The sequence below is a fragment of the Comamonas sp. BIGb0152 genome, from assembly GCF_024809975.1.
Taxonomy (GTDB): domain Bacteria; phylum Pseudomonadota; class Gammaproteobacteria; order Burkholderiales; family Burkholderiaceae_C; genus Comamonas.
In genome coordinates, this window is the sequence record NZ_JANUDY010000002.1 from 175081 (window position 1) to 188665 (window position 13585).

At 64.2% G+C, this 13585-nt stretch carries 14 protein-coding genes; 5 read left to right on the forward strand and 9 right to left on the reverse strand.

Translation table 11 applies throughout. The features are described from left to right. Nucleotides 1-16: 16 nt before the first annotated feature. Nucleotides 17-571 carry a hypothetical protein gene (locus M2375_RS04260; RefSeq protein ID WP_259164160.1) on the reverse strand — a complete coding sequence of 185 codons (555 nt, stop codon included), beginning with the start codon at nt 569-571 and terminating at the stop codon, nt 17-19. Nucleotides 572-697: 126 nt separating this feature from the next. After that, nucleotides 698-1414 (reverse strand): transcriptional repressor LexA, encoded by a 717-nt coding sequence (gene lexA / locus M2375_RS04265; protein WP_259164161.1) that lies wholly within the window; start codon nt 1412-1414, stop codon nt 698-700. 114 nt (nt 1415-1528) lie between these two features. Between lexA and M2375_RS04270 the strand changes: the two genes are divergently transcribed. Further along, nucleotides 1529-2548, forward strand: a complete 1020-nt coding sequence (locus tag M2375_RS04270) for an asparaginase (RefSeq protein ID WP_259164162.1) — start codon at nt 1529-1531, stop codon at nt 2546-2548. Between the two features lie 123 nt (nt 2549-2671). On the opposite strand, the gene adk is transcribed toward M2375_RS04270, so the two are convergent. The 7 genes from adk to M2375_RS04305 form a co-directional block, all read right to left on the reverse strand. Further along, nucleotides 2672-3328: an adenylate kinase gene (gene adk / locus M2375_RS04275; protein WP_259164163.1), complete on the reverse strand. Its 657-nt coding sequence runs from the start codon at nt 3326-3328 to the stop codon at nt 2672-2674. Between the two features lie 221 nt (nt 3329-3549). After that, nucleotides 3550-4344 (reverse strand): 3-deoxy-manno-octulosonate cytidylyltransferase, encoded by a 795-nt coding sequence (kdsB, locus tag M2375_RS04280; protein ID WP_259164164.1) that lies wholly within the window; start codon nt 4342-4344, stop codon nt 3550-3552. Between the two features lie 129 nt (nt 4345-4473). Then, on the reverse strand, nt 4474-5070 hold the full coding sequence (locus tag M2375_RS04285) for a hypothetical protein (protein WP_259164165.1): 597 nt from the start codon (nt 5068-5070) through the stop codon (nt 4474-4476). Between the two features lie 188 nt (nt 5071-5258). After that, the gene (locus M2375_RS04290) at nt 5259-5456 is read right to left on the reverse strand and encodes a Trm112 family protein (RefSeq protein WP_259164167.1); all 198 of its coding nucleotides are present in this window, start codon (nt 5454-5456) and stop codon (nt 5259-5261) included. An 8-nt stretch (nt 5457-5464) separates the two neighbouring features. Further along, nucleotides 5465-6586: a tetraacyldisaccharide 4'-kinase gene (gene lpxK, locus M2375_RS04295; protein WP_259164168.1), complete on the reverse strand. Its 1122-nt coding sequence runs from the start codon at nt 6584-6586 to the stop codon at nt 5465-5467. 41 nt (nt 6587-6627) lie between these two features. Beyond that, on the reverse strand, nt 6628-7044 hold the full coding sequence (locus tag M2375_RS04300) for a biopolymer transporter ExbD (protein ID WP_259164169.1): 417 nt from the start codon (nt 7042-7044) through the stop codon (nt 6628-6630). Nucleotides 7045-7063: 19 nt separating this feature from the next. Then, entirely contained in the window at nt 7064-7684 is a 621-nt protein-coding gene (locus tag M2375_RS04305; protein ID WP_259164170.1) for a MotA/TolQ/ExbB proton channel family protein, read from the reverse strand. Between the two features lie 597 nt (nt 7685-8281). Here M2375_RS04305 and xseA point away from each other — a divergent pair. From xseA to M2375_RS04325, 4 genes are all read left to right on the forward strand, one after another. Continuing rightward, on the forward strand, nt 8282-9637 hold the full coding sequence (gene xseA / locus M2375_RS04310; protein WP_259164171.1) for an exodeoxyribonuclease VII large subunit: 1356 nt from the start codon (nt 8282-8284) through the stop codon (nt 9635-9637). Nucleotides 9638-9940: 303 nt separating this feature from the next. Continuing rightward, nucleotides 9941-10522 carry a superoxide dismutase gene (locus M2375_RS04315; RefSeq protein WP_259164172.1) on the forward strand — a complete coding sequence of 194 codons (582 nt, stop codon included), beginning with the start codon at nt 9941-9943 and terminating at the stop codon, nt 10520-10522. A 225-nt stretch (nt 10523-10747) separates the two neighbouring features. Continuing rightward, nucleotides 10748-12994 (forward strand): TonB-dependent siderophore receptor, encoded by a 2247-nt coding sequence (locus M2375_RS04320; RefSeq protein ID WP_259164173.1) that lies wholly within the window; start codon nt 10748-10750, stop codon nt 12992-12994. A gap of 29 nt (nt 12995-13023) precedes the next feature. Beyond that, entirely contained in the window at nt 13024-13581 is a 558-nt protein-coding gene (locus tag M2375_RS04325) for a sigma-70 family RNA polymerase sigma factor (RefSeq protein WP_259164175.1), read from the forward strand. The last annotated feature ends 4 nt before the right edge of the window (nt 13582-13585 follow it).

Sequence of the window (13585 nt, forward strand, 5' to 3'; positions counted from 1 at the left end):
GGCCACCTTCAGTGGTTTACACCGCGTGCAGGTGCTCCAGCCGCTCCAGGCGTTCCAGCTCGGCGCAGATGTCGGCCATGCTGCCGGACATGGCCCAGCGCATACCTTTTTGGCGGTGCAGGCTGGCAGGCTGGGCCCAGTACATTTTGACAGCGGCATCATTGGCCGCCTGGGCGCTGCAGCGCTGTACCGACAGAAAGGGGCGGGCCTGGGACTGGGCCGCTACAGAGAGGCGACGGCGCGCAGCAGGTTTGCGGGGCAGGCGGATGCGGTCGATGGGCCGCTGCACCGGAGGCTCGTCAGCGCCATCGCTGGCTGCAGATGCGGCCGGGTTGTCCGCAGGGCCGTCCAACAGGCTCAGTTGCTGCGCAGCACCGCGCTGTGCGGCGACAGAGGAAGCTGCCGCAAAGCAGTGCACCCGGGCGGCAAGCTGGCCGTCATTGGCGGAGGCTGGGCCCGGCTGGCGCCGACGGCTGCCACGCACGGCGGCATGCTTGATGGACTGGAACCAGGGCAGGCCAGCGACGAGGGAAAAGGGCGCAAGCGCGCGCAATGCTTCTGCTACGAGCATAGGAGACTCCTTGGTATACGGGTAACAGCAGGATTGCGCTAGGCGAGCGCATCCCTCAGGGTTGTGGGCCGGGTGCCCACAACGCCCGCTACCTGGGGTTGCGCAGAGAGAGGTAAGGCGCTGGGCCTAGTTCAGCATCGTGTTGCGAATCAGGCCCACGGCGATGCCTTCGATCTCGAAGGGTTCGCCGGGCTGCACGATGATGGGCAGGTAATCCGGGTTTTCGGCCAGCAGCTCGATGCCGTCCTTGGTGCGCTGCAGGCGTTTGACGGTGACATCATCGCCCAGGCGGGCCACGATGATCTGGCCGTTGCGGGCCTCGCGGGTGGATTTGACCGCCAACAGATCGCCATCGATGATGCCGATATCGCGCATGGACATGCCGCGCACCTTGAGCAGGTAATCGGGCTGCTGCTGGAACAGACCGCCTTCGACGGTATAGGTTTGGTCCACATGCTCTTGCGCCAGGATGGGCGAGCCCGCCGAGACGCGGCCAATCAGCGGCAAGGCCAGCTGGGCCAGCTCTTGCACCACCCGGCCCATGCCGGCCGTGGCGTTGGACACGGCTGCCAGCGGCGACGAAAAACGCGTGCCGCGCGCTGCATTGATGGAGCGCACCGCATCGCTTTGCAGGCGGATTCCCCGCGAGGTGCCACTGACCAGCTCGATCACGCCCTTGCGGGCCAGTGCCTTGAGGTGGTCTTCTGCCGAATTGGCCGATTTGAAACCCAGCTTGCTGGCGATTTCGGCCCGGGTTGGGGGCGCGCCGGTGCGCGAAATGGCGGTCTGGATCAGGTCCAGAATTTCTTGTTGGCGCGCGGTCAGTTTGGGATGGTCTCGCATAAGATCTCCGTGTGATCTGGGGTGTATGGCACAAACAAAGCTACTGTGCATTCCAACACCTGTACATCAATCCAGTACCTGTATTTTTAACCAGTTTTTTGCAGGAGGCAAGCCTTGCAGCCAAAAATTTTGATCATCGGCACCGGCGGCACTATTGCCGGCATGGCCGATGATGCCGAGAAACCCGGCCAGTACCGTGCGGCAGCGCTCTCGGTTGCGGCCCTGTTGGCGGGGGTAAGCGGCCTTGAGAAAGCCGCAGCAGGCCCACTGGATGCGGTGCAGATAGCGCAAATTGATAGCAAGGACATGCACGACGGGGTCTGGCATGCGCTGCTTGAGGCCTGTGATGCGGCCATGCGCGATGAGGGGGTGCGCGCTGTTGTTATCACCCACGGAACCGATACGCTGGAAGACACGGCCTGGTTTTTGCATTGCTGCTTGGGCCGCCTGCCCAAGCCCGTGGTGCTGACCTGTGCGATGCGCCCGGCCAATGCGCTGATGCCCGATGGTCCGCAGAACCTCAAGGACGCGGTGGCAGCCGCTGCGGCCTGCGATGCCGACGGCCAGCCCTTGCTGCGCGAAGTGGTCGCGGTGACCGGAGGCGGCGAGCTGCACAGTGCGCGCTGGCTGCAAAAGGTCCATCCGCACCGCTTGATGGCATTTGCATCGGGCGAGCAGGGGCCGCTGGGCTGGGTGGATGGCAGGCGCCTGCGGCTGCGCCAGGGTTGTGCCGCCGATACGCAAGGCGCAGCGGATGGCTACACCGGCAGCCAGTGGTTGGCTGCGTTGCCGCAACCCGCGCAAAAAGCCTGGCCCTGGGTGGAGATCGTCAGCAGCCATGCCGGGCTGAGGGCGGGGCTGGTGGATGCCTTGCTGAGCCAGGGCGTTGAAGGCCTGGTGCTGGCGACCACGGGCAATGGCACGGTGCATGAAGTGCTGCTGAGCGCTGCAGAGCGGGCGCGCCAGCAAGGGGTGGCCGTATGGCGCAGCAGCCGCTGCAGCGAGGGCGTTATCAGTGATGCGGTGCTGCCCGGGCCTGCCGACCTGGCCGCCGACCTGGCCGTGGCTTTGACGCCCTGCAAATGCCGGGTGAGCTTGCAGCTGGCTTTGGTGCAGGCGCAAGCACAAGCTTGATGCTCGGCAGGCAGTGCCGCGACAGCAGCGTTGGCTGCTGCAGCCCAAGGTTGGCACGACGCCTTCGCCATGAAAAAAGCCACTGTCGACAAGACAGTGGCTGTGCGGATGGGCGTTGCGCTATCAGGCCTGCAAGGCGGCAATGGCGCGCTGCGTGATCTCGTCCACCGTGCCCATGCCGCTGATGGCGCGGTACTTGGGGGCGGCGGCAGGGTCTTGGGCGGCCCAGCTGCTGTAGTAATCCACGAGAGGGCGGGTCTGGTTGCTGTAGACGTCCAGGCGCTTCTTGACGGTCTCTTCCTTGTCGTCTTCGCGCTGCACCAGCGCTTCGCCGGTCACGTCGTCCACGCCTTCGATCTTGGGCGGGTTGAACTTGACGTGGTAGGTACGGCCCGATGCGGGGTGGCTGCGGCGGCCGCTCATGCGCTCGATGATGGCGTCAAACGGCACATCGATTTCCAGCACATAGTCCAGCTTGACGCCGGCGGCCTTCATGGCATCGGCCTGGGGAATGGTGCGGGGGAAGCCGTCAAACAGGAAGCCGTTGGCGCAGTCGGCCTGTGCAATGCGTTCCTTGACCAGGTTGATGATCAGATCGTCGCTGACCAGCTGACCGGCATCCATCACGGCCTTGGCCTGCAAGCCCAGCGGCGTGCCAGCCTTAACGGCAGCGCGCAGCATGTCACCGGTGGAAATCTGGGGAATACCGTATTTTTCGCAGATGAAGGCAGCTTGTGTGCCTTTGCCGGCGCCGGGTGCTCCCAAAAGAATTAATTTCATGACGGTCCTTGGAGATTAGAAAACTTGCACGGCAAAAGCGGGCATCAAAGCCCGCTTTTACACACAGAAACTGGGCTTGAGCATATCACGCCGCAGGGGAGGGTCAGCCAACTGCGCGCCAATGCGCTGTCTCGGTGGCGCAAAGTGGCATGCTGCGCCTTTTTGCTTACGGAGCGCTTGCAGGGCAGAAAGCGGGCAGGGTGGGCTGTGCATGCAGGGCCCTACATCACCGCGCCAAGCAGTTGTCGCACACGCACCAGGTCTTCTGGCGTGTCCACCCCCGAGCCCGGTATCTGCCGCGTGACGTGCACGGCAATGCGGTAGCCATGCCACAGCGCGCGCAGCTGCTCGAGCATCTCGATCTGTTCAGTGGGCGCCTGGCTGAGTGTGGGAAAGGTATGCAAGAACTGGGCGCGGTAGCTGTAAATGCCCATATGGTGCAGCGGCGCAAACCCGGGTGTGCCGGTGGTGCCGGGGTTCTTCCACCAGGCCACATTGACAAAGTCGCGCCCCCAGGGGATGGGCGCGCGGCTGAAATAGCTGGCCAGGCCCTGGGCGTCGAGTACCACCTTGACGACATTGGGGCTGAGCAGCGATTCCAGATCGGCGATTGGGTGGGCGACGGTGCCCATGCTGGCCTCGGGGCGCTCGCTGAGCAGCGCGGCGACGGCATCGATCAGCGCCGGTGCGATCAAGGGCTCGTCGCCTTGCACATTGACGACGATGTCATCGCCGCCCAGCTGCAGCAAGCTGCAGGCTTCGGCCAGGCGGTCACTGCCGCTGGGGTGCTGGGCTGAGGTCATCACGGCTTGCACGCCGTGCTTTTTGCAGGCATCCACAATACGCGCATCGTCGGCAGCGACGACCACGCGCTGGGCTGCGCTTTCCTGCGCGCGCTTGGCCACGCGCACCACCATGGGCAGGCCGGCAATGTCGACCAGGGGCTTGTTGGGCAGGCGCGAGGAGGCCATGCGCGAAGGAATCAAAACGGTGAACGGCGCGGGAGCGGATGCCATGGTGCAGTCATAGATGAGAGTGGGCCCGGCAGGAATTGTAGTCAGCTCAGGCGGTGTGGCAGGCGGCCCAAGCCCCACGCAAGCCGGCGCGTAGGGTGCAGGCGGGTTGGCGCTGCTAGGCGTCTGGGCTCAAGGGGCTGGTTTGACCGGTGTGTTGGACTCGTTCGAGCCCAGCAAAATGGCCTCGATAGGGCGCAGTTTTTTGGCGTCAATCACCTCACGCAGCTTGGGCAGGATGGCCACCAAGCCGTCATAGCCCTGGGCTCTTTCAAGCTGCAGTTGCAGGCGAAAGCCCTTGAGCCCCAGCCCGCTGACGAGCTGGCTGGCTGCGGCGTAGGCCTTGATATAGCGCTCGCCGGGATCGCTGATGGTTGCCGGTGCGGTGAGCGGCGCAGCAGGCGCAGCGGCCGGCTGTGCCATGGGTGCGGGCACCGCCAGGCTGTCGATGATGTCGCTGGCAGTGGCAGTGGCGTTGGCACTGGGTGGTGCCTGGCTGGCATCGCCGCTGCGCAGCAATTCCAGCAGGCCTTGCTGCAGCAGTTGCTTGATGTCTTCGAGTACCTGCAACTGCCCGCCAGCCGACGGTGCCAGGGCCATCACTTGCTCGATGCTTTTTTGGCCATCAAACATGATGAAGGCGGGGCGCATGCGGTGGGGCAAGGCCGGGTCTCGGGCGCGCAGCGCCTCCATGCCTTTGTCGGTCTTTTTGAGGATGAGGGTATGCATGGCAATTTGCGGAAAGGGATGGATGCAATCCAACAGGCTGGCCCTGAAACATGTTTCAAGAACATGTCTGGATGGACGGATGCCTAAAATTTCAGCAAATTGTGTCTGTTTTTAACAATACCGCTATTGGGGTTTGCCTGTGCGAGGCACCTTTTTGGTGCCAGCGTCGCCGGCATCAGCCCCCATTCTTAATCTGCAGCAGACAAAGCCTCGATTTCCTCGTCGCTGAGCGGACGGGCCTCACCTTCAAGCATGATCGGCATGCCATCGCGCACCGGGTAGGCCAGGCGTGCACTGCGCGAAACGAGTTCCTGGCGTTCACGGTCATAGCGCAGGGGGCCTTTGGTGACGGGGCACACCAGCAGTTCGAGCAGTTTCGGGTCCATAGCGGCAATCAGTCTTTCTTGATAAGGGAGAGGGTGGCCTGGCGTTGGCGCAGCAGCGCGTTGGCCTGCGCGCCAAAAGCGGGGTCAATCGCCACCTCCAGCGGGACGGCCAAGGCCTGCGGGGCAATGCGCCAGAGCTTGTGCGCGTCTTTTTCGGTGCACAGCAACACGGGGGTATCTGCAGCGGCTATTGTAGGTCCGCTCGCCGCTGCAATCCCCAAGCTGGCCAGCCACTGCGGGTCGTCCAGCGGCGCATGGTCGGGCAGGGCATCGCTGCGCAGCAGCTGCAGGCCTTGGGCTTGCAGCATGGCAAAAAATTCCTGCGGATAGGCAATGGCTGCCAGCGCATGCACGGGCCGATCGCGCAAATCGGCCAGCGGATGGCGGCGGCCATCCTGCCCAACGGCGTAGGGGGCCAGGCTGCGCTGCAGCGGCCAGGCCGCCGCGCCGCTGTGTGCCAGGTCTTGTGGCGGCTGGCCGGCGTACAGCACCATGTCCAGCCGTTTAGGCCAGGGCTCGCGCAGCGGGCCGGCCGGCAACTGCCAGCCATTGCCAATGCCTTGGGCGTTGAAGACTGCAATCTCCACATCGCGGGCCAGGGCCAGGTGCTGCAGGCCGTCGTCGCAGACCAGCACATCCACCTCAGGGTGGGCCTGCAAGGCGGCCTGGGCGGCGGTGGCACGCCGGGCTGCCACATACACGGGCACGCCACTGCGCTGGGCCATCAGCAAGGGCTCGTCGCCCACCAGGCTTGGGTTGCTGCTGACTGTGACGGCAATCGCCTCGGGCTCTTCGCTGTTCTCGCGCCCATAGCCACGCGAAATGATGGCAGGCCGCCAGCCCTGGGCTTGCAGCGCTTGCACCAAGTGCAGGGTGACGGGGGTCTTGCCCGCGCCCCCGGCGATCACATTGCCCACCACCACCACTGGCACCGGTGCGCGATAAGCCTTGCACAGACCCACACGGTAGAGGCTGCGGCGCATGGCGCCCAGCGCGGCATTGCACCAGGACAGCGGCAGCAGCGCGATAGCGAGCGGCCCTTTGCGCTGCCAGGCCTCGGTGATGTGCGCCGACCAGGGGCGCGTGGCAGCGGTCGGCGATTTCGGGGGGGAGGAGGGGGGGGCGGTCATGCAAGCTGCATGCTAGCACTGCCCCGGCAAGGGGCAGGCCTTTACTGGGCGGCCGTTTGGGTGGCGAAGGTGATCTGCTGCAGGCCAACGCGGCGGGCGGCTTCCATCACCGAGACGACTGATTGGTGGGGCGCCAGCGCATCGGCGCTGATGATGATGACGCTGTCCTTGCCGGCGGTGGCGGCATTGCGCAGAGCTTCGGCCATGTCGGCAACGGTCTTGCCTTCCAGCGCGACTTTGCCCACAGCGTAGCGGCCGTCAGAGGCGACCGAGACGATGATCTCCTTGGGCCGGTCACGCAGTTGCTCTGCATTGGCCGTGGGCAAAGTCAGTTGCAGCTCGGTGAATTTGCTGTAGGTGGTCGAGAGCATCAAGAAGATGAGGACGACCAGCAGCACATCAATGAACGGGATCAGATTGATCTCGGGCTCCGTCGTGGTGCGGGGGCGAAAGTTCATGCTGGCTCCTGCCCGGCGATCAGCTGCGGCGCAGCTTGTTCAGGTGGCGCAGGAACTGCTCGGCCGACAGCTCCAGCGTGAGCAGGTAGCCATCAACCTGGCTGCGGAAATAGCGCCAGAAGATCAGCGCAGGGATCGCGACCATCAGGCCAAACGCGGTGTTGTACAGCGCAATCGAGATGCCGTGGGCCAGCATGGTTGGGTTGCTGCCGCCACTGCTTTGTGAACCAAAAATCTCGATCATGCCGATCACCGTGCCCAGCAGGCCCAGCAAGGGGGCAGCCGAGGCGATGGTGGCCAGCGCGGTGAGGTACTTTTCCAGTTTTTGGGCCTCGCGGCGGCCGGTGCTCTCCAGTGAAGCGCGCAGATCGGCTTCGGAGATGCGGGGCTCCAGCGTGATGGTGCGCAGGCCGCTGGCCAGCACTTCGCCCAAGGACGAGTTCTGGCCGAGCTGGTTGACCACTTCGGCGCTGGGTACGCCATTGGCGGACACGGAAATGGCTTCCTGGAGCAGGTTGGCAGGCGCAACCTTGGCGGTTTTCAGCGCCAAAAAGCGCTCAACGATCAATGCCAGGGCCAGGATGGAGCAGGCAATCAAGGGCCAGATCGGCCAGCCTGCTGCTTGGATGATGGAAAACAAAATTCTCTCTCCGCTCTTTCTTTTTTCAGCGGCCATTATGGCCCAAGGCCACCGCCGGACAGCCTAAAATCCGGCTGAGCGCTGCGTCCAACCCACAGTCCCGGGATGCCGGAAAGACCCAGTCATCCACAGAAAATGTGGATAACTTTGTGGGTAATGTGTCATCAGTTGGAAAAATTCCCCAATTTACGGGGTTTTTCTTAGATTGCTTAAAAAATAAGCTGATAAAAATATTTAAAAATCAAAAGCTTGTACGTGGGTTCAATATTTTGTGCTACAGAGTATGACGTATGCATGACGCTGTCACAGAGCGGCCTTCTTGTGGACTAATGGCGTAGCGGCCTGTGAGAAACTGTGTGTTTTGCACGCGCTTTCGCGGCGTATGTCCTTGCTGTGACGGAGAAAAATGCCAGGCGCTGGTTGTTGCGCTGGCAGCTAATTGGCAGCAACTGGGCAGCTATTCGGCAGCAGCTGGCGAGCCCCTTATCGGTCCCTGGATCGGCCTTGCCAGCCGGCCCGGGTGCTTGCCTGGCAGCACGCCCGAGGCAGGCCACTTTTTACCTGTAATGCAGAGTCTGCCCCCCGCAGGCCATTTTTATGGATACCCACTCTTTGCCCGCTTCCGCCACTGCCAGCCCTCCGCCCAGCCCTCGCATTTGGGAGGTGGGGGCGCTGTGCCGGGCGGTGGCCGATGCGCTGGCTGCCCGCTTTAACCCGGTAGAGGTGCGCGGCGAGCTCAGCGGTTTCTCGCGCGCCGCCAGCGGCCACTGCTACTTCAACCTCAAGGATGCCAACGGCCAGGTGCGCTGTGCGATGTTTCGCCGCGCCGCGCAGGCGCTGGACTTCAACCCCCGCGACGGCGAGCTGGTGGAAGTGGTCGGCAAGCTGGGGGTCTATGAGCAGCGCGGCGATCTGCAGTTGATCGTTGAAGGCATGCGCCGCGCGGGGCAGGGGGCCTTGTTCGAGCAGTTCTTGCGCCTCAAGGCGCAGTTGGAATCCGAAGGCCTGTTTGACGCGCAGCGCAAGCGCAGTTTGCCCTTGATGCCACGCGGCATTGGCATCGTCACCTCGCTGGGCGCCGCGGCCCTGCACGATGTGGTCACGGCACTGCGCCGCCGGGTGCCCCATTTGCCGGTGCTGCTGGTGCCCGCGCTGGTGCAGGGCGCGCAAGCCGCGCCTTCGATGGTGGCGGCACTGCAAAAGCTCTACCGCATGGCAGAGGCCCAGATCGCATACGACGCCGGCCTTGGCATCGACGCACCTGCGGTGGCCATCGACACCATCTTGCTGGTGCGCGGCGGCGGCTCGCTGGAAGACCTCTGGGCTTTCAACGACGAGCAACTGGCCCGCACCGTGGTGCAAAGCCCGGTGCCGCTGGTCAGCGGCGTGGGGCATGAGACCGACTTCACGATCGCCGATTTTTGTGCCGACCTGCGCGCGCCCACGCCCACGGCGGCAGCCGAGCTGGTCTGCCAGCCGCGCGATGTCTGGCTGGGGGCGCTGCAGCTCGCAGAGCAGCGCCTCGTCGATGGCGTCGAGCGCCATCTGGACCGCCAGCAGCAGCGGCTGGACATGGCCGCGCGCCAGATCGGCAGGCCCTCATCCCTGGTGCATGGCCAGCAGCAACTGCTGGACCGCCTGGGCCGCCGCCTGCAAAGCGCTGCGCAAAACCAGTTGCATGGCCAGGACAAGCGCGTGCAGCACTTGGCCAGCGTCTTCCCCTCCGTCGCGGCGCGCCATCTGGAGCGCAGCGAGCAGCGCCTGGCGCAGTTGCATGCGCGGCTGGAGCTGCTCAACCCGCGCCAGGTCCTCTCACGCGGCTACGCCTTGCTCACCGATATGCAGGGCCAGGTGGTGAGCGCCGTAACCCAGGCGACACCGGGCAAGCCCCTGCATGCCGAGTTGGCGGATGGCAGTGTGGATGTGGTGGTCACCCAGCGCCTGCTGGTATAGCGCCGGGCAACAGTGCCACGGGCCGCGTGGCAGCCCGTGCAGGAGCAGGGGGCAAGCGCGCGCCAACGGTCGCCTGCGCCGCGACCCCTGCAGGCCAGCGCCAGGGCAATTGGCGGCGCTTTCTGACGCCGTGCTGCCTGGCTTGCATGCTATCGTCGCTATAGTAATTTGGCTGAACCCGTATTCATCAACGGGTCGATTTTCCTTTTTACAATTGACCACTGCAGCTCCTGCCGGGCGTGTTGCTTGCCAACACTGTCTGGTCCCGGCTTTGCAACCTATACCAACCACGAGGAAACCACGATGGAACGCACTCTGCCACCCCTGCCCTATGCGATTGATGCTCTGGCCCCGGCCTACAGCCAGGAAACGCTGGAATACCACCACGGCAAGCACCACAAGGCCTATGTGGACAAGCTCAACGAGCTGCAAAAGGGCACCGAGTTCGAGAACCTGGAGCTGGAAGCCGTGATCAAGAAGGCCAGCGGTGGTATCTACAACCAGGCCGCTCAAATCTGGAACCACACCTTCTTCTGGAACTGCATGGCTCCCAACGGTGGCGCTGAACCCAGCGGCGCGCTGGCTGAAGCCATCAACAAGAAGTGGGGCAGCTACGCCGAGTTCAAGAAGGCCTTCCAGGCATCGGCCGTGGGCAACTTCGGTTCGGGCTGGACCTGGCTGGTCAAGAAGCCCGATGGCTCGGTGGACATCGTCAACACCGGCGCCGCTGGCACCCCGCTGACCACCGATGACAAGGCACTGCTGACCGTGGACGTCTGGGAACACGCCTACTACATCGACTACCGCAATGCCCGTCCGAAGTTTGTCGAAACCTTCTTCGACAAGCTGGTGAACTGGAAGTTTGCGGAAAGCAATTTCGCCTGATAGCGGCTGCCCGGCTTAAAGCTGGGCACTTGCGAACAGAACCGAGGCCGGAGGGTGCATGCACCACATCCGGCCTTTGCTTTTGGGGCGGGGCAGGCCAGTGTATGGAAATGTCAGCTGCAGGCAACACTTGCCTGGGGCAAAGCCCCTGATTTGCGCCAGTTTGCCAGGTCCGTTAAATGCATGATTGATAATCAGTCTCATTTGCTTCTTGGCTGGTTTTGTATGTTGTTCTCTTCCCGTTTTGCGCGCCATCCCGTGGCTGGCGCGGTCGCGCTGCTGTTGTCCTTTGCTGGTGCTCCTGCTGGGGCCCAAACCCAGCCAGTCGCTGCCGATGGGGCTGCTGCTGCAACAGCGCAGCCTGCCAGTGAAGACAGCCTGTTGCCGACCGTGACAGTCAGCGCCAGTGCCGATGCCTCGGCGCAAGGCCTGTCCAAGCCCTATGCCGGCGGCCAGGTGGCACGCGGTGGGCGTGTGGGCATTCTGGGCACCGAAGACATCATGAACACGCCGTTCTCCACCACGGCCTACACCCAGGACTTGATCCGCGACCAGCAGGCGCGCAGCGTAGGCGATGTGCTGCAAAACGATGCCTCGGTACGGGTGTCGCGCGGTTTTGGCAACTTCCAAGAATCGTATTTTGTGCGCGGCTTTGTGCTTGGCTCGGACAGCATTGCCTACAACGGCTTGTATGGGCTGCTGCCCCGCCAGTACGTATCGGCTGAGCTGTTTGAACGGGTGGAGCTGCTGCGCGGCGCAAGTGGCTTTTTGAATGGTGCCTCGCCCGCAGGCGACAGCATTGGCGGCGCTTTGAACCTGCTGCCCAAGCGCGCCTCGAACGAGCCGCTGACGCGGGTCAGCGTCGGGGGCTCCAGCGGCGCGCAAGGCTATGCGGCCGCCGACATCAGCCGCCGCTTTGGCCCGGACCAAGCCACCGGCCTGCGCCTGAATGTGGCCAAGCGCAAGGGCGATACCGCCATCGATGGTGAAGGGGTGGATCTGAGTGTGGTGTCCTTGGGGGTGGACTGGCGCTCCAGCCAACTGCGCCTGTCGGCCGATGTGGGCTACCAAAGCCACAAGCTGACATCGCCGCGCCCCAACGTGACCTTGAATGCGGCCGTGACCCAGGTGCCCAGTGCGCCCGACAGCCACCGCAACTTTGCCCAGCCCTGGAGCTACTCGAACGAGCGCGACAGCTTTGGCTCGGTGCGCGCCGAGTACGACATCAACAGCCGGCTGACGGCCTGGGTGGCAGGCGGCGCCCGCTTCGGGCGCGAACGCAATTCGCTCGCCAACCTGACCCTGAACAACGGCAGCACCGGCAGCGGCACACAGGCTCGCTTTGACAATACCCGCGCCGATGACATCTACACCGGTGAAGTGGGCCTGCGCGGCAAGCTGACGACCGGCAGCATTGGCCACAGCCTGGTGCTGGCGGCATCGACTTTCTCGGACAAGCGCAAGAACGCCTTCTATTCGCAGCCGGCGGCCAGCGCCTTTGCCACCAACCTGTACACGCCGGTGTATGGCGTGGCGCCGCCGCTGGGCACCAGCTCCAATGACCTCGATGACCCGGCGCTGCAGGCGCGCATCAAGCTGTCGAGCCTGGCCTTGTCGGACACCTTGTCGATGTTTGACGAGCGCCTGCTGCTGACCGTTGGGTTGCGCCACCAGACCATCGAGACACAGACCTTTGCCTACAACACCGGTATTGCAGCGCCCAAGGTGGACAAGAGCCGCACCAGCCCGATGGCGGCCGTGGTCTTCAAGCCGGCGGAGCGGATATCGCTCTACGCCAACTACATCGAAGGCCTGACCCCGGGCGAGATTGCGCCAGCGCTGTCGGCAGGTCTGCCCGTGGCCAATGCCGGCGAGGCGCTTGCGCCCTATGTGTCCAAGCAAAAGGAGCTGGGCATCAAGTGGGATGGCGGCGATATCGGCGCGGGCCTGGCCTGGTTTACCACCGACAAGCCCCGGGTGTTCCGCAACGCGGTCTCGGGCGCCTACGGCCCTGAAGGCATGGACCGCCATCGCGGCCTGGAGCTGAACGTGTTTGGCCAGGTGACGCGCGGTTTGCGGGTGCTGGGCGGCCTGACCTGGCTGGATGCCAAGCAACTGGCCGATGGCCAAAACCCCAACGCCGGCAAGCGCGTGATTGGTGTGCCCCGCCAGCAGGGCAACCTGGGCCTGGAATGGGATGTGCCGGGCGTGCGTGGCCTGACCCTGGATGGCCGTGCGGTGGCCACCGGCAGCAGCTATGCCAATGCAACCAATAGCTTGCAAGTGGCAGGCTGGACGCGCTTTGACCTGGGTGCCCGTTACCTGACCGAGATCGATGGCCGCCTGGTCACCTTCCGTGCCCGTGTCGAGAATGCCGCCAACCGCAACTACTGGGCATCGGTGGGCTCCACCGGCTACCTGGTGCTGTCCAACCCGCGCAGCTTCACGGTCAGCGCCAGTGTGGACTTTTAAGCGCTGACAGCCGGACTGCGGTGTGCCCCATGACTGCGACCAGCCCCGTGCCCCTCCGCACTACAGCCGCACTGCCCGATATTGCCGCGCTGTATGTGGAACACCATGGCTGGCTGCAAGGGTGGCTGCGCCGCCGGCTCGGCGATGCGCACCAGGCGGCTGACCTGGCGCAAGACACCTTTGTACGGCTGCTGAGCCCAGCTGCCAGCCATGGCGATGCCAGCGCGGCTACGCCGCCGGCCGCTGCGCTGCGCGCGCCGCGTGCCTACCTGGCCACGGTGGCCAAGCATGTGCTGGTCAACCACTTGCGCCGCCAGTCGCTGGAGCAGGCCTATCTGCAGGCGCTGGCTGTGTTGCCCGAGCCCGAAGCCATCTCGCCCGAGCGGCAACTGGTCATTTTGCAAGCTTTGCAGGAGGTCGATGCGATGCTCGATGCACTGCCGGCTAAGGTGCGGGCGGTGTTTATCCTCTCGCAGATCGATGGCCTGACCTACGGCGAGATCGCCCAGGCGCTGGGCGTGGGGCTGCGCTCGGTCAAGCGCTATATGGCCCAGGCCATGGCCGAATGCATTTTGCTGGCGGACTGAGGCA

Excerpts from the sequence above, each read along its gene's own strand:
- M2375_RS04260 (WP_259164160.1), bottom strand. The coding sequence starts at position 571 with ATGCTCGTAGCAGAAGCATTGCGCGCGCTTGCGCCCTTTTCCCTCGTC.
- lexA (WP_259164161.1), bottom strand. The coding sequence starts at position 1,414 with ATGCGAGACCATCCCAAACTGACCGCGCGCCAACAAGAAATTCTGGAC.
- adk (WP_259164163.1), bottom strand. The coding sequence starts at position 3,328 with ATGAAATTAATTCTTTTGGGAGCACCCGGCGCCGGCAAAGGCACACAA.
- kdsB (WP_259164164.1), bottom strand. The coding sequence starts at position 4,344 with ATGGCATCCGCTCCCGCGCCGTTCACCGTTTTGATTCCTTCGCGCATG.
- M2375_RS04285 (WP_259164165.1), bottom strand. The coding sequence starts at position 5,070 with ATGCATACCCTCATCCTCAAAAAGACCGACAAAGGCATGGAGGCGCTG.
- M2375_RS04290 (WP_259164167.1), bottom strand. The coding sequence starts at position 5,456 with ATGGACCCGAAACTGCTCGAACTGCTGGTGTGCCCCGTCACCAAAGGC.
- lpxK (WP_259164168.1), bottom strand. The coding sequence starts at position 6,586 with ATGACCGCCCCCCCCTCCTCCCCCCCGAAATCGCCGACCGCTGCCACG.
- M2375_RS04300 (WP_259164169.1), bottom strand. The coding sequence starts at position 7,044 with ATGAACTTTCGCCCCCGCACCACGACGGAGCCCGAGATCAATCTGATC.
- xseA (WP_259164171.1), top strand. The coding sequence starts at position 8,282 with ATGGATACCCACTCTTTGCCCGCTTCCGCCACTGCCAGCCCTCCGCCC.
- M2375_RS04315 (WP_259164172.1), top strand. The coding sequence starts at position 9,941 with ATGGAACGCACTCTGCCACCCCTGCCCTATGCGATTGATGCTCTGGCC.
- M2375_RS04320 (WP_259164173.1), top strand. The coding sequence starts at position 10,748 with ATGTTGTTCTCTTCCCGTTTTGCGCGCCATCCCGTGGCTGGCGCGGTC.
- M2375_RS04325 (WP_259164175.1), top strand. The coding sequence starts at position 13,024 with ATGACTGCGACCAGCCCCGTGCCCCTCCGCACTACAGCCGCACTGCCC.